Annotated in this window: 14 protein-coding genes; 8 read left to right on the forward strand and 6 right to left on the reverse strand. The window is 71.0% G+C overall.

The window, feature by feature from the left end; translation table 11 throughout:
* Positions 1–15: 15 nt before the first annotated feature.
* Positions 16–504 (forward strand): outer membrane lipid asymmetry maintenance protein MlaD, encoded by a 489-nt coding sequence (gene mlaD, locus G472_RS0103080; protein WP_029007196.1) that lies wholly within the window; start codon positions 16–18, stop codon positions 502–504.
* Between the two features lie 80 nt (positions 505–584).
* Here mlaD and G472_RS0103085 read toward each other — a convergent pair whose 3' ends face one another.
* On the reverse strand, positions 585–3893 hold the full coding sequence (locus G472_RS0103085) for a DEAD/DEAH box helicase (protein ID WP_029007197.1): 3309 nt from the start codon (positions 3891–3893) through the stop codon (positions 585–587).
* A 151-nt stretch (positions 3894–4044) separates the two neighbouring features.
* On the opposite strand from G472_RS0103085, the gene G472_RS0103090 reads away from it, so the two are divergent.
* Complete coding sequence (locus tag G472_RS0103090; protein WP_035690956.1) at positions 4045–6198, forward strand: DNA topoisomerase; 2154 nt, start codon at positions 4045–4047, stop codon at positions 6196–6198.
* Between the two features lie 657 nt (positions 6199–6855).
* Here G472_RS0103090 and G472_RS0103095 read toward each other — a convergent pair.
* The gene (locus G472_RS0103095; protein ID WP_029007199.1) at positions 6856–7611 is read right to left on the reverse strand and encodes an SDR family NAD(P)-dependent oxidoreductase; all 756 of its coding nucleotides are present in this window, start codon (positions 7609–7611) and stop codon (positions 6856–6858) included.
* A gap of 181 nt (positions 7612–7792) precedes the next feature.
* On the opposite strand from G472_RS0103095, the gene G472_RS0103100 reads away from it, so the two are divergent.
* The gene (locus G472_RS0103100) at positions 7793–8380 is read left to right on the forward strand and encodes a TetR/AcrR family transcriptional regulator (protein WP_245593371.1); all 588 of its coding nucleotides are present in this window, start codon (positions 7793–7795) and stop codon (positions 8378–8380) included.
* An 80-nt stretch (positions 8381–8460) separates the two neighbouring features.
* On the forward strand, positions 8461–9162 hold the full coding sequence (locus G472_RS0103105; protein WP_029007201.1) for a glutathione binding-like protein: 702 nt from the start codon (positions 8461–8463) through the stop codon (positions 9160–9162).
* Positions 9163–9175: 13 nt separating this feature from the next.
* On the opposite strand, the gene G472_RS0103110 is transcribed toward G472_RS0103105, so the two are convergent.
* Both G472_RS0103110 and G472_RS0103115 read right to left on the reverse strand, forming a co-directional pair.
* The gene (locus tag G472_RS0103110; RefSeq protein WP_035690735.1) at positions 9176–10087 is read right to left on the reverse strand and encodes a sugar kinase; all 912 of its coding nucleotides are present in this window, start codon (positions 10085–10087) and stop codon (positions 9176–9178) included.
* A gap of 10 nt (positions 10088–10097) precedes the next feature.
* The gene (locus G472_RS0103115) at positions 10098–11900 is read right to left on the reverse strand and encodes an IlvD/Edd family dehydratase (protein WP_051340237.1); all 1803 of its coding nucleotides are present in this window, start codon (positions 11898–11900) and stop codon (positions 10098–10100) included.
* Positions 11901–11996: 96 nt separating this feature from the next.
* Here G472_RS0103115 and G472_RS30960 point away from each other — a divergent pair, with 96 nt between their 5' ends.
* Complete coding sequence (locus G472_RS30960) at positions 11997–12485, forward strand: methylglyoxal synthase (RefSeq protein WP_051340240.1); 489 nt, start codon at positions 11997–11999, stop codon at positions 12483–12485.
* A 284-nt stretch (positions 12486–12769) separates the two neighbouring features.
* Complete coding sequence (locus G472_RS0103125; RefSeq protein WP_029007204.1) at positions 12770–13126, forward strand: hypothetical protein; 357 nt, start codon at positions 12770–12772, stop codon at positions 13124–13126.
* Positions 13127–13290: 164 nt separating this feature from the next.
* On the opposite strand, the gene G472_RS0103130 is transcribed toward G472_RS0103125, so the two are convergent.
* Together G472_RS0103130 and G472_RS0103135 are read right to left on the reverse strand one after the other, a co-directional pair.
* Positions 13291–15105: a TRAP transporter permease gene (locus tag G472_RS0103130; protein WP_084536400.1), complete on the reverse strand. Its 1815-nt coding sequence runs from the start codon at positions 15103–15105 to the stop codon at positions 13291–13293.
* Between the two features lie 70 nt (positions 15106–15175).
* Positions 15176–16147, reverse strand: coding sequence for a TAXI family TRAP transporter solute-binding subunit (locus tag G472_RS0103135; RefSeq protein WP_029007206.1), 972 nt, complete (start codon positions 16145–16147; stop codon positions 15176–15178).
* Positions 16148–16400: 253 nt separating this feature from the next.
* Here G472_RS0103135 and G472_RS0103140 point away from each other — a divergent pair, with 253 nt between their 5' ends.
* Both G472_RS0103140 and G472_RS0103145 read left to right on the forward strand, forming a co-directional pair.
* Positions 16401–18317 (forward strand): TOL_0244 family TonB-dependent receptor, encoded by a 1917-nt coding sequence (locus G472_RS0103140; protein WP_051340242.1) that lies wholly within the window; start codon positions 16401–16403, stop codon positions 18315–18317.
* Between the two features lie 3 nt (positions 18318–18320).
* Positions 18321–18878, forward strand: coding sequence for a TOL_0243 family YfiR-like periplasmic protein (locus G472_RS0103145; RefSeq protein ID WP_029007208.1), 558 nt, complete (start codon positions 18321–18323; stop codon positions 18876–18878).
* Positions 18879–18881 lie beyond the last annotated feature (3 nt).

Genomic DNA, 18881 nt, shown 5'->3' on the forward strand with positions numbered 1-18881 from the left:
CGTGAGGAGTAGCTGATGCGCCGCAACGTTATCGAGACCGTCCTGGGCGGAGTCGTCCTGGTCGTTGCCGCCTTTTTCCTTGTCTTCGCCTACACCAGCGCCGACCTGCGCCGGATCGACGGCTACGAGGTGTCGGCGGCGTTCTCCAGCATCACCGGCCTGCAAAGCGGCGCCGACGTGCGAATCAGCGGTGTCAAGGTCGGCACGGTGACGGGCCTGACCCTCGATCCCAACACCTATCAGGCGGTGGTGCGGATGACGGTCGACCGCGACATAAAGCTGCCGGCCGACACCGCCGCGGTGATCGCCAGCGAGAGCCTGCTGGGCGGCAAGTTCCTGTCCCTGGAACCGGGCGGCGAAGACCAGATGATCGCCGCCGGTGGCCGCATCCAGTACACCCAGAGCACGCCCGGCCTGGAGCAGCTCCTGGGTCAGGTGATCTTCAGCCTGCAAAGCGGCAACAACACCAACCGCGACAACGCCGGCAGCCCGCCGCGGATGTGACGGCTTCGGCTTCGGGGCTTCGGCTTCGGGCTCCCACACAACCCTTCCCCGCTGACGCGGGGGAGGGTTTTTTCGTCGGGCTACTCGTCCTCACCGGCCTTGAACAGGAAGTCGATGTCGTCACCGGCCAGGGCACCGGCCAGGCCGGCGCCTTCGATGGTGGCGGCCGACAGGTTGCCCTTGCGCCGCTGCAGGTCGAGGATGCGTTCCTCCACCGTGTCGGCGGCGATCATCTTGTAGACGAAGACCGGCTTGTCCTGGCCGATCCGGTAGGCGCGGTCGGTCGCCTGGTCCTCGGCGGCGGGGTTCCACCAGGGGTCGTAGTGGATCACCGTGTCGGCGGCGGTGAGGTTCAGGCCGCGGCCTCCGGCCTTCAGGCTGATGAGGAACACCGGCACCTCGCCGGCCTGGAATCGCGCCACCGGCGTCGCCCGGTCCACCGTCTTGCCGGTCAGTTCCACATAGGCGATGCGGGCCTTGTCCAGCTCCCCCTTGATCAGGTCGAGCATGGACGTGAACTGGGAGAACACCAGGATGCGCCGACCCTCCGGCACCATCTCGCGCAGCATGGCGGTGACGGAGGCGAGCTTGGCGCTCTCATGCACGCTGCGCGCTGCCGGGATCTTCACCAGGCGCGGGTCGCAGCACACCTGGCGCAGCTTCAGCAGCGCGTCGATCACGGTGATGGCGCTGCGCGACAGGCCGCTGGCGGCGATGGCCGCCCGCACCTTCTCGTGCACCGACAGGCGGATCGTCTCGTAGAGGTCGCGCTGCGCGCGGTCCAGGTCGATGCGCAGCACGATCTCGGTCTTGGGCGGCAGTTCCTTGGCCACCTCCGCCTTGGTGCGGCGCAGCAGGAATGGCCGGATGCGGCGCAGCAGCAGCTTGGCGCGGGTGGCGTCGCCGCGCTTCTCGATGGGCGTGCGGAAGCGCGTCCGGAAGTCCTTGCGGTCACCCAGCAGGCCGGGCATCAGGAACGCGAACTGGCTCCACAGCTCCCCCAGGTTGTTCTCCACGGGGGTGCCGGACAGGCACAGCCGGTGGCGGGCGCGCAGCGTGCAGACCGCCCGAGTCGCCTTGCTGTCGGGATTCTTGATGGCCTGCGCCTCGTCCAGGACCACCAGGTGCCAGGTGCGCGCCTTCATCAGGTCGGAGTCGCGGGCGACGACGCCGTAGGTGGTGACGACGATGTCCGCCCCGGCCACCTCGTCGCGCCGCCCGTGGCGTTCGGTGCCGTGCAGCACCAGGACGCGCAGGTGCGGCGTGAAGCGCCGCGCCTCGTCCACCCAGTTGGGCACCAGGCTGGTGGGCACGACGATCAGGCAGGGGTCGGTCAGGCGGCCGGCCGCGTGCTCGACGGCGATGTGGGCCAGGGTCTGCGCCGTCTTGCCCAGCCCCATGTCGTCGGCCAGGATGCCGGCCACCCCGCCCGCCCGCAGGCTCTGCAACCACGCCACGCCGTCGCGCTGGTAGTCGCGCAGGGTGGCGCGGAACGTGTCGGGCACCGCCACCGGCGGCAGGGTACCGGTGTCGCGGATGCGGCGCAGATAGGCGTCGATCTGCGGCGTCTCGTCGGGGCGCCGCGCGACGAGGTCGTCGATGTCCACCAGGGCGTCGGCCTCGGCCAGCGGCAGGCGCAGGGCGCCCTCGGTCCGCCGGCCGGCGGCCAGCATCGCCTCCAGCACGCTCAGCAGCCGCTCCACCCGCTCCGCCGGCAGGGCCAGGACGGTGCCGTCGTCCAGCACCACATGGGCGCGCCCGTCGACCACCCGCACCGCATCCATGCCGCCGCGGTCCACCAGCAGCGCCAGGATAGGCAGCAGGGGCCGCCGCTCCCCGTCGATCTCCACGCCCACGTCCAGGTCGAACCAGCCGTCACCGGCGTCCCGCACCGCCACCGCCACGGCGTCGCCGGCCTCGACGACGCGGGCGCCGAAGCCGTCCTCGGCGTCCACGGTCCAGCCGTCGGCGCGCAGCGCCGGAACCTGCACCGTGAGGAAGTCGCGCCAGCGCTCCGCCGCGTCACGGCCGGTCATCCAGTGCACGCGCGTGCCGCGGGCGTTCAGCGCACCGCGCGGCGGGTCGATGCGGCCCTGGGAGAAGCCCATCCCGGCCAGCCGGTCCAGGGCCGCCCGCTCGACCGACGCGGCGCGGCGCACGAACAGCACCTCGCCGTCCGCCTCGACGCGGGCGAACTGGCGCTGGTCGTCCGCCTCCACCGGGGCCGGAGCGCCGGGGTCGCCATAGTCGAAGGTCAGGCGCAGCGCCTCCACCAGCCCTTCCGCCGGCGACACCACGCGGCCCAGCCGGACCACGATGGCCGGTTCCCGCTCCACGATGGTCGGCTCGGCCGACGCGGCCACGCGCAATGCCGCCGCAGGCGGTTCCGGCCGGCGCGGGGCGGGGGGAGGCAACCGGGGCGGCGGCTCGGCGGCCTTCGGACGGGGCGGTTCCACCACCTGGAACTCCACGCGGCACAGCCGACCGGCGCCGGGGTCGACGCACCAGGTGGCGACGCCGCGGATCAGCGCCCCGTCCTTCGGCAGACCGGTGGCGCGCAGTTTGCGCGAGCCGGGATCACGGAACGCCCGCACCGTCCGCACCGGCCCCTCCGCCAGCGGGATGCCGCCGCGCCAGTGCAGCCGCCCCGTCTCCAGCAGACGGCGCAGCAGACGGTCGATGGCTTCCCCCCGCCCCCGGGGAACCGGTGCCCGCACCACCCCGCCGCCGCCCAGCAGCCGGGCCACCGCCCGGTCGGCATCGGCGTCGGCGGCCGGGTCGCGGCCGGCGCGCTCCAGGACGTCACGCGGGGTGGCCGGCAGGGGTGGCACCCCCTCCTCCCCCTCGGCAACCAGGCCGGCGGACACGAACAGGGCGATGTCGTCGCCTCCCGGCTCCATCGTCCAGCGCACGCGGTAGACCGGCTCCCGCTTCGGTGTCGGCGGCGGGGCCGGGACGGTGGTTGGGGCCGGGGCGGGAGGCGGAGCGGAAATGGGAGCGGGCGGCGGCGGCGCCTCCCCCGTCCCCATCAGGTCCAGCAACGTCGGCTGGCGCCACGCCGGCAGGGTGTCGAGGGCCAGCAGCAGGGTGGCCGCCATATGGGCGCAGGCGGTGCGGCCGCAGGAGCACTTGCGCTCGAAGGCGACGCGGCGGCCGCGCGTCACCGGGATCGCCACCACGGCAAGGGTGCGGCCCAGATCCTCGACCCCCGCCGTGATCCGCCCGTCGGTCTCGCCGAGTCGCACCGCACCGGCCATGATCAGGGTGCGGCCGCGCCGCAGCGTCCGCGCGTCGAAGACACGCGCCAGATCATCGTGGGCGTAGGGAACGCCCGCGGCGGCCGGCTGCTCCGGCTCCTCGAACAGCGACGGGGACAGGGACTTGGACAAGGGAGGCATAGGGTCCTCGCCCCGGGTCGGGGGCGTGCTGCGTGCGGGGGCAACGGGCGCCGCTCTACCGCACCCGAGGGGGCTGCGTCAAACGTTCTTGCTCCGTTCACGCTTGTGCCGTATGGTGTTCCCAACCGTTGAGACGCACACCATGGCAACCCTGATCATCACCGAAAAAGGCAGCCAGGCCAAGGATCTGCGCGCCGCGCTCGGAACCCGCCACGGCACCATCCTACCGGCGGAGGGCCACCTGCTGCGCCTGGCCGAGCCGGAGGAGGTGGACCCCGCGTGGAAGCGCTGGGCGCCGGTGCTGTTGAAGCCCGACGGGCTCTACCCCACCCGCCCCGACACCCACGGCAACAAGCCGGCCAAGCTGAAGGCCATCGCGGCGGCGCTCAAGGGCTGCGGGGAGGTGATCCTGGCCACCGACTGCGACCGCGAAGGGCAGTTGATCGGTCAGGAGATCCTGGAGCATCTGGGCTTCCGCGGCCGGGTGCGGCGCGCCCTGTTCACCGCCCAGGACCCGAAGACCATCCGCCAGGCGTTCGAGCGGCTGAAGGCCAACGAGGAGATGCGTCCCCTCTACGAGGCGGCGGTGGCGCGCCGGCAGGCCGACCAGATCTTCAACCTGACGCTCACTCGCACGGCGACGCGGGCGCTGCTGGCACCGGGCGTCCGGGGCGTCATCGGCATCGGCCGGGTCAAGACTCCCACCCTGGCCATCGTCTGCCTGCGCGAGCGGGAGATCCGCGACTTCAAGCCGGAGGATTATTTCGAGGTGGTGGCCACCGCCACCGTCGCCGCCGGCTCCTTCCTGATGCGCCACGCCCCGCCGCCCAAGGACCGCATCCGGGACCGGGCGCGGGCGGAGGCGGTGGCCGCCGCCGCCGCCGATCACGCCGGCCCGCTGGCGGTGACGGTGGAGGAGCGGCGGCAGGCGCCGCCCAAGCTGTTCGACCTGCCCTCCCTGCAGAAGACCTGCGGCCAGCGCTGGGGCTGGAGCGCCGAGCGCACGCTGGAGGTCGCCCAGGCGCTCTACGACGGTGAGGGCAAGAAGCTCATCACCTATCCCCGCGCCGAGGCGCGCCATCTGGCGGAGAACCAGATCGCCGATGTGCCGGCCATCGTCGCGGCGCTGACGCGCCTGCGCGGTTTCGCCCATCTCGACATCGCCCGTCCGGTGATCCGCCGCGGCAAGTCCGGCCATTTCTGCGACCGCGCGCTGGAGGGCGTGTCGCACCACGCCATCGTCCCCAACGTCAACGTGATGGACGACCTGGAGCCGCGGCTGTCCCGCCTGTCGGAGGACGAGCGCAAGCTGTTCGCCCTGGTCTGCCGGTCCTACCTGGCGGCGGTGATGCCGGATTTCGAATACCGCCAGACCACCGCGGCGATGACGGTGCCGGTCCCCGGCGGCGCCCCCGCCCCGTTCCGCGCCACCGGCCGCATCCCGCTGCGGCTCGGCTGGAAGGCGGTCTACACCGCCGCCGAGCAGCAGGACGGCCCGCCGGTCCCGGAGGAGGAGCAGGACCTGCCGGCGCTGACCGACGGCGAGACGGCGACCCTGACCGACCCGAAGGTGGAGGCCAAACGCACCCAGCCGCCGCCGCGCTACAACGAGGGCACGCTGGTGGACGCCATGCAGAACGCCTGGCGCTTCGTCACCGACCCGGCCCTGCGCGACCGGCTGAAGGAGGCCAAGGGTATCGGCACCCCGGCCACCCGGGCCGAGATCATCAAGGGGCTGAAGCGCCAGAACCTGCTGGGCAACGACGGCAAGTGGCTGGTCCCGACACCGGCGGGCATGGACCTGTTCGAGGTGCTGCGGGCCGCCGCCCCGGCGCTGGTGGATCCCGGCACCACCGCGGTCTGGGAGATGCGCCTGGACGAGGTGGTGACCGGCCGGGCCGACTTCCGCGCGGTCATCGACGCCATCGCCGAGGAGGCCGGTCGCCTGATCGGCACCCTGTGCAACGGCGGCGCCCGCGCCATCGACCTCGGCGCCCCCGCCCCGAAGGTCCGCGCCGGCCGGCGCCGGGCCTCCACCGGCAAGAGCACCGGCACCGCCGGGCGCGCCCCGCGCCGCCGCAAGCCCGCTGTCGATCCGGCACCGGCACCGGCTCCGGCGCCGCCCCCCGCCTCCGCCGCGGCCGCCCGCCGCAAGGCTCCGACCGACCGCATGCTGGACTTCGCCCGAACCCTGGCCGAGCGCAAGGGCATGGCCCTTCCCGACGACGCCGCGCAGGACTTCGACGCCTGCCGGCGGTTCCTGGACACCCATGCCGGGGCCAAGCATGCGGGGTGAGGCGGTGGCGTCACCGCCCTCCCCCGCCCCCGGCCCGGCGATCCGGCAACAGCGCCCCCCATATCCAACCCGGAGCCGATCCAGCCCGTCGACGACCAGCCGTAGCCGGCGGCAATGGCCATCCCGCCCAGCCAGGGCCCGAGTGCGTTCGCGACATTGAAGGCGGAGTGATTCAGGGAGGCCGCCAGGCTTTGGGCATCACCCGCGACCTCCATCAGCCGCATCTGCAGAATGGTTCCCGGTCCGCCGCCGCAGCCGATCGCGAAGACGGCGAGCGAAATGGACCAGAGATGCGAGACGCTCAACGGGTACAGTGCGGCCGCCTCCACGCTCCGCCTGGCGACATAGGGGGCCAGGAAGTTGCCGAACGACATCCCCAACCCGAAGACCCCCGGGACGATCGCCACAGCGCCCCGGGGATGCCTTCGTCGAGATTTCGAGCGTCGAAACGAGATAGGTGTAGACGGCAAACAGGCCGCCGAACCCGACGGAGGCGATGTCCAGGGAAAGCCACACCTGCCGCCGGCGCAACGCGCCGAGTTCGCGCAATGCCGACGCACCCGCCACCGGCGCCTCTGCGCTCCTGTCGGCGGCCCCGGACAATGCCGCCGGCAGGAGGCTGCCGATCAACGCCGGGTCATCGATCGGCCGGCGGCATCAGATCTGCACGCCGCCGCCCACGTCGACCGAGGCGCCGGTGATGTATCCCCCGTGCGGGCCGGCCAGGAAGCAGATGGTGGCCGACACCTCCTCCAGCGTCGCGATGCGGCGGATGGGGTGCAGGTCCATGATGGCGGCGGGGAGGTTGTCGCGCACGTCCGCCGCCATATCGGTCGGCATGATGCCGGGCTGGACGACGTTGACCGTGATGTTGCGGCGGCCGAGGTCGCGGGCCACACCCCTGGCGTATCCCGCGATGGCCGCCTTGGTTCCCGCATAGTCGGCAACACCGGCAAACGGGACACGGCTGCCCAGGATCGACCCGATGAAGATGATCCGGCCGCCGTCCGACAGCACCGGGGCCGCCGCCCGCGTCGTCGCCACCACGCCCATGACGTTGATCTGCCACTGCCGATCGAGATTGACCGTATCCGGGCCGGGATCGTCGACCGTCCTGCCCTGCACGGCGATCGCCGCGTTGTTGACGAGGATGTCGAGCCGGCCGAATTCCGCCACCACCGCGTCGATCAGCGGCTTGGCCGCCGCCGGGTCGGCCTGGTCGCTCCGGACCGCGAGAGCCCGGACACCCTTCGCCTTCAGGGTCTCGACGACGGCCCGGGCCTTCTCCGCCGACGCGACGTAGCTGATCGCGACGTCCGCACCCTGATCGGCAAGCGCCTCCGCTGCCGCAGCACCCAGTCCGCGCGAGCCGCCGGTAACGAGGGCAACCTTGCCCTTCAGCATGTTCGACATGGGTATCCCTTCCATTCGCCACCGGCCGCCGCGTGGTCCCGGCGCCCGGTGGCATTGACTAACGTAACGGTCGTTACGATAACGATCGGTATGGAATTGGACAGCCGGACTGTCAAGTGGTTTATTAACGGTCGTTACGAAATGGGTGGGTTGGCCGATGGGGCGCCATCGCGAGTTTGACGTGGATACGGCACTCGACGCCGCCATGCGCGTGTTCTGGCGCAAGGGCTATGAGGGGGCGTCCTACGCCGACCTGACCGCGGCGACCGGGGTCGAGCGGCCGGCCCTCTACGCCGCGTTCGGCAACAAGGAGGCGCTCTTCCGCCGCGCCCTTGCCCGCTACTACGAGCGGTATCTGGATTATCTCCCGGAAGCCCTGGCACAGCCCACGGCGCGCCGGGTCGCCGCGCATCTCCTGCACGGTGCGGTCGACCTCAACACCCGCTATCCCGACCACACCGGCTGCCTCGGCATCAACGGCGTGCTGGCGGGGTCGGACGACGCGGAACCCGTGCGACAGGCGCTGATCGATGCGCGCGCGGCCGGCGAAGCGCTGCTGCGTGAACGCTTCGACCGGGCCAGGGCGGAGGGTGACCTGCCGGAAACCGCTCGAAGCGACGTCCTGGCGGCGTTCCTGACGGCGGTCCTTCACGGCATGGCGGTGCAGGCCAAAGCCGGCTTCAGCCGCGACATGCTCATGGCCGTGGCCGAGCATGCCCTGTCCACCTGGCCCACCGGCGGCTCCGCACCCTCCGACCCCGCGTCCTGACCGTCCCGCGACGGCGGAGGGTATCCTTCCGGCGGGTCCGCCCTATGTCCCTGCCCGACCATAGGTTCGGGAGTGTCCTGATGATCGATCTGCATTACTGGCCCACGCCGAACGGGCACAAGATCACCATGTTCCTGGAAGAGGCGGGGCTGGAGTACCGCATCCTGCCCGTGGACATCTCGGCGGGCGATCAGTTCAAGCCGGAGTTCCTGGCGATCGCGCCCAACAACCGCATGCCCGCCATCGTCGACCACACCCCGGCCGACGGCGGGGAGCCGGTGCCGGTGTTCGAGTCCGGCGCCATCCTCGTCTATCTCGGCGAGAAGACCGGCCGCTTCCTGCCGGCGGAGCCGCGGGCCCGCAAGACGGTGATGGAGTGGCTGTTCTGGCAGGTCGGCGGGCTCGGCCCCATGGCCGGGCAGAACCACCATTTCGTCCAGTACGCGCCGGAGCGCATCCCCTACGCCATGGACCGCTACGTCAAGGAGACGAACCGGCTCTACGGCGTGCTCGACCGCCGGCTGGAGGGACGGGCCTTCATCGCCGGCGACGCCTACACCATCGCCGACATGGCCTGCTATCCCTGGATCGTGCCGTGGAAGCGCCAGCAGCAGGACCTGGACGCCTTCCCCAATATGCGCCGCTGGTTCGACGCCGTCCGCAGCCGCCCGGCGACCGTGCGCGCTTACGAAAAGGGGGAACCGTGGACCGGCCGCGCGGCGGTGACCGAGGAGGGCAAGAAGATCCTCTTCGGCCAGACCGCCGCCGGCCCGGCGCGCTGACGCCCGCGGGGGCTCAGCGCGGCAGGATGGCGCCGCGCACCTGCACCACCCGGCCGGCGGTGGCGTGCCCCTGCGCCGCCGCTGCCGCCGGATCGAGGCCGGCCAGGCGGCCGGCCAGATAGGCGCCGTTGAAGGAGTCGCCGGCGGCGGTGGTGTCCACAACCCGCTCCACCGGCTGCGGCGCCAGCCAGGTGCGCACGCCGGGGGCGGAGATCAGCGCCGCCTCCGCCCCGCGCTTCACCACCACCTCCTCCACCCCCAGCCCGTGCAGGCGCTCCGCCGTCGCCCGGGCATCGGTGTCGCCGAACAGCAGCGCCTCGTCGTCGTGGGTCGGCAGGCCGATGGTGGCGCGGCGCAGCACGGCGGTCAAGGCCTCCTGCGCCTCCTCCGGCGACGTCCACAGGCGCGGGCGGTAGTTGCCGTCGAAGGCGACCGCCCCGCCGTTGGCCCGCACCCGGTCGAGCAGCCGGACCAGCCGCTCCCGCGCGTCGGGCGTGAGGATCGCCAGGGTGATGCCGGAGAGGTAGACGAGGTCGTGGTCGGCCAGCACCGCCAGCCGGTCCGCCGCCGCATCGTCCTCCAGCAGGTGGCGCGCGGCCGCATCGCCGCGCCAGTACCGGAAGGTGCGCTCCCCCCGCTCGTCCAGGATGATGACGTAGAGGCCGGGTTGCCGGCCGGGCAGGCGCTCGATCAGGCCGGTGTCCAGCCCCTCCGCCGCGAACCACGCGACCATGCGGTCGCTGAACGCGTCGTCGCCCAGGGCCGTGACGTAGCGGACGCGGCCCATCCCCTCCGGCAGGGCGCGGTGCAGGTAGATGGCGGCGTTCAGCGTGTCGCCGCTGAACGCCTGGCGGTACAGGGCGCTGCCGGTCTCGGTCTCCTGCAACTCCACCATGCATTCGCCGATCGAGGCGATTCGTTTCATCGTCGGGTCCTCAATGGGAATGGCGGGGCGGACCGTGGCGGTCCAACACCTGGAGGTACGCGGTGGCCGGCTCCAGGCAGCCGCCGGTGGCGAGCTGGCCGGCCATGCCGCGGTAGATCGCCTGCCACGGCGTGCGGCTCTCCGGCTGCGCCGGGGTGAGGGCGGCGCGGCGGCGCGCCAGCTCCCCGTCGTCCGCCAGCAGGTCGACGCGGTTGCGCACGAGGTCGATGCGCACGGTGTCGCCGGTCTTCAGCAGCGCCAGCCCGCCGCCGACAACGGATTCCGGAGAGGCGTTGAGGATCGACGGGCTGGCCGAGGTGCCGCTCTGGCGCCCGTCGCCCATGGTGGGCAACTCGGCGATGCCGGCCCGGATGAGGGCATCGGGCGGCTGCATGTTCACCACCTCGGCCGAGCCGGGATAGCCGATGACGCCGCAGCCGCGGATGACCAGGATGCAGTCGGCGTCGATGGCGAGCGCCGGGTCGTTGATGCGGGCCCGGTAGTCCTCGGGACCCTCGAAGACGATGGCGCGCAGGTCCACCACGTTCTCGTGCCCCGGGCGCGCCAGGTAGCGGGCCCGGAAAGCATCGGAGATGACGGAGACCTTCATGACGGCGGAATCGAACAGGTTGCCGGTCAGCACGACGAACCCGGCCTTCTCCTTCAGCGGCCGGTCAAAGGGGCGGATGACCCGCCGGTCCGGTTCCGGCACTCCCTCCAGGTTCCGCGCCACGCTGCGCCCCGATACGGTAAGGCAGTCCCCGTGGAGCACGCCCGCCGCCAGCAGTTCGGCCATGACCGCCGGCACGCCGCCGGCGCGGTGGAAGGCTTCCCCCAGGAACTCCCCGGCGGGCTGGCAGTTGACCAGCAGCGGCAGGTCGGCGCCGACCCGCTGCCAGTCCTCCAGCGACAGTTCCACCCCCATGTGGCGGGCGATGGCGATGAGGTGGGGCGGGCAGTTGCTCGACGCGCCGATGGCCGAGGCCACGGCGATGGCGTTCTCGAACGCCGACTTCGTCAGCACGTCGCCGGGGCGCAGGTTCCCGTGCACCATTTCCACGATCCGCCGGCCGGTGGCAAAGGCCATCTGAGCCCGCTCCCGGTACGGTGCGGGAATGGCGGCGCAGCCGGGCAGCGACATCCCCAGCGCTTCGGCCAGGCTGTTCATGGACAGGGCCGTGCCCATGGTGTTGCAGTGACCGACCGAGGGCGCCGAGTCCGCGGCGATCTCCATGAACTCCTCATAGTCGATCTCGCCGGCGGCATGGCGCCGCCGCCCGTCCCAGATCGCCTTGCCCGCCCCCACCAGTTGCCCCTTGTGGTGGCCGTCCAGCATCGGGCCGCCGGACAGGACGATGGCCGGAAGGTTGACGGTGGCGGCGGCCATCAGGCAGGCCGGGGTGGTCTTGTCGCAGCCGGTGGTCAGCACCACCCCGTCCAGCGGGTAGCCGTACAGCGTCTCCACCAGCCCGAGATAGGCGAGATTGCGGTCCAGCGCCGCGGTCGGCCGGCGCCCGGTCTCCTGGATCGGGTGGACGGGAAACTCCAGCGGAATCCCGCCGGCGTCGCGCACCCCGTCCTTCACCCGCTGCGCCAGATCCAGGTGGTGGCGATTGCACGGCGCCAGGTCGCTGCCGGTCTGGGCGATCCCGATGATCGGCCGCCCGGACTGCAACTCCGCCCGTGTCAGCCCGTAGTTCAGATAGCGCTCCAGGTAGAGCGCGGTCATGTCGGGGTCGTGGGTGTCGTCGAACCATTGCCGGCTGCGCAGACGTGCGCTGCCCCCCGCGCGTGAATCCCCGGGGTCCCCCATCGGCTCCTCCTCCCGTATGCTGTCGTTCCAACAGATATGGATGCAAAAGCGCGCGGATCACGGCGGACACCCGCCGGCCGCCGGCAGGAGAGGATCATGGAGGACGGAGCGTTGAACAAGGCCATCGGCGTGGTGGCCCACGACGAGCGCAAGGCGGATCTCGTTGACTGGATCGCCACCAACATCGACCGGTTGCGGCACCACCGCCTGTTCGCCACCGGCACCACCGGCCGGGCGATCCTGGCGCGCTGCCCCGACCTGGACGTCACCCGGCTGAAGAGCGGGCCGCTGGGCGGCGACCAGCAGCTCGGTGCGATGATCGCGGAGGGGCGGCTGGACGCGCTGTTCTTCTTCATCGACCCGATGACGCCCATGCCCCACGACGTGGACGTCAAGGCGCTGACCCGCCTGTGCACCCTCTACGACCTGCCGGTGGCCTACAACCGGGCCACCGCCGACCATCTGGTCACCAGCCCCCTGTTCGAGACGGCGTACGAGCGCCGTCCCGCCGACGTCACCGGCTATCTCGACCGCATCGTGGAGCGCACGCGGCCGTCGGAGAAGACATCATCGGGCAACTCCTGACGGGGCCGCCCGAAGACGGCCCGCGCCGCCACCGCCGGCCACGGTGCCGCACACCGGATGGCGCACGGCAGCGCGTACCGGAATTGGACCACGTGCCCGTGCCGTTCCGGCAGGCCCCGCTCCGGCCGAATGTTTCCTCCTTGTATAATGAAAACACTCGCCGACACCCCTCGAGAAGACGCTTGCCGGCCGGGAGTTGCTTATTCAGTTTGGTAGCGCTGCCTTCACGTTTCGGCAGATCAATCCCAAGCTCAGGAGCGCGCATCGCCATGATACGTACACTAATGCTGTCGACTCTGGTGGTTTCCGGCCTTGCGTCCTCCGCCCTGGCCCAGTCCGTTCCGAATATTGCCGGGACCTATTCCTACAATGGCACGGACACCGATGGCTCTCCCTATTCGGATTCCGGCACGCTCGTGGTAACGCCGGAGAAGTCGGGCGCCATCGGCGTCAAGTGGGACGGCGGCGATTACGTCGGCGTGGGCCAGATCACCGGCAACATCTTTGCCGTCGCAGCGGTCGCCGACGGCAAGAACACGATCATGCTGATGACCATCAATCCCGACGGCTCTCTCAAGGGGCAGTGGTGGCGGCGGACCGACCCGGGCAGCAAGGGCACCGAGGTCTGGACGAAAAAGTAAAGGTCGAGCGCGGGCAAATCGAAACGGCGTTGCCGGTATCCCGGTAGCGCCGGCCTTCTCCACCGCAATGCCGCCGGCGTCCCGCACCCCGTCCGTCTCCGCTGCGCCGGGGCCGGGCCGTGGCGGCTCGACGGACGGCCCCTGGCCCGGGCCGCCCGAGGACGCTACACCCCGAACAGGAACAGCACCGCCATGCCGGCGGCGAAGGCAGCGGCGCCGGTCAGCGGGTGGCGGGCACCGCCGATGGTGGCGTAGCTCACCAGCACCATGCCGGCCAGCACCTTGGCCGCCGCCAGCAGGGCCGCCGCCGGCTCCGCGCCGAGCAGCAGCAGCGACGGATTGGCGACCATCGCCAGCGGGATGATGTAGAGGCCGATGCCGATGCGCATGGCCTGCACCGCCACCGCCAGCCACGGCGCCCCGGCGATGCCGGCCGCCACGAACACCGTGCCGCACACCGGCGGCGTGATGGTGCACAGCAGCGCGTACCAGAACACGAACATGTGTCCGTGCAGCTCCGGCAGACCAAGCTCGGTCAGCGCCGGTCCGGCCACGGCGATGCAGATCAGGTAGGCGGCGGTGGTCGGCAGCTCCATGCCCAGCACCATGCAGGCTGCCGCCGTCAGCAGCAGCGCCACCCACAGCCGGTCGCCCGACAGGCTGACGATCAAGGAGGTGATCTTCACCCCCAACCCGGTGGCGTTGAACACGCCGACGATCAGGCCGGCGCAGATGAGGATGGCGGCGATGAAGGCGATCTGGCGTGCCGCGTCGATCAGCCCGGATTGCAGGCGCCCCCACCAGCGCCCGGCGGCGAAGCGCAGGCGGCCGTCGAACCCCAGCAGCACCACCGTGGCGAAGGCGGCGGAGATGGCCGAATAGGCCGGGGAGTAGGTCAGCACCATCATCATGACGATGAGGATGACCAGCGGCAGCAGGAAGAAGGGCGCTGCCGCGGCGACCGCCGCCCAGCCCGGCATCTCCTCGCGCGGGACGCCGGCCAGGTTGTAGCGGATGGCGAAGAAATGGATGCCGACCCAGGAGGCCGCAAAGAACAGCACCGCCGGCAGCACCGCCGCCACCGCGATGTCGGTGTACTGGACGCGCAGCAGCTCCGCCATGATGAAGGCGCCCGCCCCCATCACCGGCGGCATGATCTGCCCGCCGGTGGAGGCCACCGCCTCGGTCGCCGCGGCGAAGGGGGGCGGATAGCCCATGCGCTTCATGGCGGGGATGGTGATCGTCCCGACCGACGCCACATTGGCCGAGGCCGAGCCCGAGATCGTTCCGTAGAGGGCGGAGCCCAGCACCGCCACCTTGGCCGCTCCCGCCTTGAAGCGGCCGGCAAGCTGGGTCGCCAGCGCCATGAAGCCGGTCCCCGCCTCGCCCGCCGAAACGAAGGCGCCCAGGATGAGGAACGGCACGATCAGGTCGATGGACGTCCCCGTCATCAGGCCCCACAGGCCACCCTCCGCCACCACGAGGTTGCCGAGGAAATAATCCAGCGGGATGCCGCCGTGGCCGAGCGTTCCCGGCAGCCACTGGCCGAACAGGCCATACGCCAGCACCGCCAGCGCCACCGCGGGCAGCACCGGCTGCACGGCGCGCCGGGCCATCTCCAGCACCACCAGGATCAGCACGATGGCCAGCCCGTACTGGAACAGGCTGCCGTCGAGGGAGCCGTACTGCTCGACGATGGCCTCCCGGTTCAGCATGAGGAAGGCCGTCCCCGCCATGCCCAGCCCGCAGGCCGCGTAGCCGAGGAGCCGGGAGACCCGCCCGCCCGACGCCGCGAAGACGAAGATCCAGGGCAGCGTCACCAGCAGGTGAAGCGGCCGGCTGATCAGGTTGGGCACCAGCCCGGTGAAGATCAGCCAGACGTGGACGCCCACGGTGACGGCGGCGGCCGCCACCAGGAATGGCCGTTCCAGCGACGCACGGCGCGGCGGCGCTACGGCCGCGGCGGTGGTTTCGGTCATGATGCCTGTTTCTGCAATGCGTGTGCGCAAAGCCCCTCCCCCGCCATGCGGAGCGGGAGAGGGTCTCGCCTTACTGAAGCGCCTCGCCGATGGTGACGCCCGCTTCCTTGTAGTAGCGCAGGGCGCCGGGGTGGACCGCGGTGCCCAGCAGATTGACCTGGTCGGGCGCAATCGCCTTCCACCACGGGTTCTTGCCCGCCATCTCGTCACGCTTGGACCAGAAGATCTTCGTGATCTGATAGGCGGTCTCGTCGTCCATGGCGGTGGTGGTGAAGCCGCCGACCGGAACGCCAACGGTCTGCACGTCGCCGTCCATGCCCTTGTACGTGTCGCCGGCGATCGTCACCGGACCCGAAGCCGGGTCGAGGCTCAGCACCGTCTCGAGCTGCTGGGGCGTGAAGGACAGGATGCGCAGCGGCGTGTGGGTGGCCAGTTCGGTCACGCCCGGCGTGGGATGGGAGGAGCAGGTGGCGTACCCCACGACCTTGCGGTTGCGCACGGCGTTGTCGGCGGACGCCAGTTCCACATCGACGGTGTTGACCTTGCCCTCCAGGTCCAGCGCCTTGAGGATCGCCCTGGTGCGCCCCTCGCAGAACGTGCCCTTGCCGCCGCCGATGAAGTCCTTGCCTTCCAGTTGGGCGATGTCGGTGATGCCGGAATCGGCGCGCACCACGAAGTGCACGGTGATCGGCGGCATGACGAACAGGGTGCGGATGCGATCGTAACCGCTCTCCCCCTCGAAGGGCTTCTTGCCGGAGCGCGCGTCGGCCAGCAGGTTGGGCGGCGAGGTGAAGACGAAATTGCCGGGCCGCTTGCCCGCTTCCTTCACGTTCTGGACGGAGCCCTGGCTCTCTTCCACCGTCGGCTGGATCTTGCCGTCGGAGGCGGCCTTCAGCGCCTCTCCGATCTGCACGATCATCACGTAATAGGACGAGGAGGACGCCGCCGACTTCAGCGTCACGCGCTCCTGCGCGGCGGCCGGAAGGGAGAGCGTCAGGGTCAGGGCCAGCGCCGCCGCGGCGGCCGAATGGTGCTTCTTCATGGGGTCTCCATCCTCCCGGATCGTTGGGTGATTTGCTTGGTTGCTCCGGACGATAGGGGCGGGCAGCGGTGCTGTCAATTTTGCGGGTCCGCGTCCGGCCGGCGGACCGGCACCCGCCCCGGCCGTCGTCTGTGTCGACTCCGACCAAAGCGCTAAGTTGTCTGACCATGCGCCTAAAGGGCGGGGCCGCGCATGGCTGCTATAACGAGGTGACACAAATGCCGGGGATCGGGCGGTGGGGGCATGGAGGCCGATGCGGGGGAAGCAGCGTGATCCGGGATACCCGGTACGCAGGGGGGCCGGCCGCCGTGCGGCGTTCCTGGCTCCGGCCGCCCTGGTCCTGGCCGCGGCCGCCGCCGGTGCCCAGTCCGTGGAGGACCTGTCGCGCCTGTCGATCGAAGAGCTGACGCAGGTGCGGGTGACGTCGGTGTCCAAGCGGTCGGAGCCGTTGAGCACGGCGGCGGCCTCGGTCTACGTGATCACCGCCGAGGACATCCGCCGGTCCGGCGCCATCAGCATCCCGCAGGCACTGCGCCTTGCCCCGAACCTCGACGTGGCGCAGCTCAACGCCTACAACCACGCGATTGCCGCCCGCGGCTTCAACTCGCCGGAGTCGTCCAACAAGCTGCTGGTCCTGGTCGACGGGCGCAGCGTCTATTCGCCGTTCGCCGCGACGGTGTTCTGGGAAGGCGTCGACGTTCCCGTGGCCGACATCGAACGGATCGAGGTGATCAGCGGCCCCGGCGGTACCCTATGGGGTGCCAACGCCGTTAATGGCGTGATCAACATCATCACACGCTCCGCCGACCGCAGTCAGGGCACGCTGGTGGAGACCGCCATCGGCAACGCGGACCGCGGCGGCACGGTGCGTTACGGCGGACGCATCGGCGAGACCGGAGCGATGCGCGTCTACGCCGGCGGCTTCGACCGGTCGCGCACCGACCCGGTGCTGCCCGGCGACGCCGCCGAGGACGGGTTTCGCGGCGGACAGGTCGGATTCCGGGGGGATTTCGCCGTCGGGGACGACGCCTACACCGTCCAGGGCGATCTTTACCGCCGCCGCACGGAGTTCCTGGACCAGTCGTTGTACGGCGGCAACCTGCTGGGCCGCTGGACCCGCAGCTTCGCCGATGGCGCGTCACTGGACGTCAGGACCTACTACGACCGCAAGACCCGCGACTACGCCGTGGCCACCGACGTGCTGCAAACCTGGGACGTCCAGGTCCAGCACAACCGCCGGGTGGGAACGCGGCACGAACTGGTGGTGGGTGCCGGATACCGCCGGTGGCGGTCGGAGTTCACCTCCCTGGTGGCGTTCGGCTTCGCCGACCCGACGGCGACCCTGACGGTCGCCAACGTCTTCGCCCAGGACACGATCGCCCTGGCGCCCGACCTCCACCTGACCCTGGGGCTCAAGGTGGAACACAACAGCTACACCGGCACCGACGCCTTGCCCAACGTCCGCCTTGGTTGGCGGGTAGCGGACGATCACATGCTGTGGACCGCCGCGTCACGGGCCGTGCGCACCCCGTCCCGCATCGACCGGGAACTGGAGGCGCCCGGCATCCTGGTTCCCGCGCGGGACTTCCGGAACGAGACGCTGACGGCGTTCGAGATCGGCTATCGCGGCCAGCCGACCGGCGATTCGACACTCTCCGTCACCGGGTTCTACCACGTTTACGACGATCTCCGCTCCCTCGGCACGACACCGGGAGGACGGTTGTCGTTCATGAACGGGCTGGAGGGGCGAACGTACGGGGTCGAAGCCTGGGGCAGCTATGACGTGACGCCCGGCTGGCGCCTGCGCGCCGGCGGAACCTGGCTGCACAAGGAACTGTCGGCGAAAGACGGCATGACCGACCTCTCTGATCTCCAGGCCGCCGGCCAGGACCCGAACCACCACGCCCAGATCCGTTCCGAGATGGACCTGGCATCGGATCTGTCCCTGGACGTCGCCCTGCGCCGGGTCGGGCGGGTGTCGCCGTCCGGGGTGCCGGCCTATACGGAGCTGGACGCCCACCTGCTGTGGCAGGTCTCGCCGTCGCTGACGGTGTCCCTGCACGGCTTGAACCTGCTTCAGGCGCAGCACCAGGAGGTGATCGCCCCCGGGACCAGCCCGCCGCGCGGCATCGGTCGGTCGGTCTACGCCCGCCTGCGCGCGGAATTCTGAACGATGGCGCCGGGGATACTGTGGCGAGCGATCCGGGCCGGTGTCGCGCTCGTGCTGGCTTCGGTACCGGCGGCGGCGGCAACCCACGAGGCGTCCCTGGAGATCGCGGTGAAGGCGACGTTCCTGTACAAGTTCGCCCCTTTCGTCGAATGGCCCGACGCCGCCCGCGGCGGCCCCGCGGCTTCCGTCCGCCTCTGCATCGTCGGCGACGATCCGTTCGGCAGCGTCCTCGACCGTGCGGTCGCTGGCCAGCGCATGGGCGAGCGGCCTTTCACCGTCCACCGGCTGTCAGCCTCCGAAGACGGCAGGGATTGCCATATCCTGTACCTTGCGCCCGCGCCACCGGCCGACGTGGTGCGGACCCTGCGGGTGCTCGATGGCCTGCCGGTGCTGACGGTGACCGACCGCGCCGCGGCTGCGGAGACGAAGGGAGTGATCAACTTCGTGCTGGTTGACGGACGGGTCCGCTTCGAGATCGACGGCGCCGCCGCCACCCGCAACGGCCTGGCCATCAGCTCCAAGCTGCTGAGCCTGGCGGTGAACGGCGGCAGCCGGGGATAGGGA

The organism is Azospirillum halopraeferens DSM 3675, from assembly GCF_000429625.1.
Classification (GTDB): domain Bacteria; phylum Pseudomonadota; class Alphaproteobacteria; order Azospirillales; family Azospirillaceae; genus Azospirillum; species Azospirillum halopraeferens.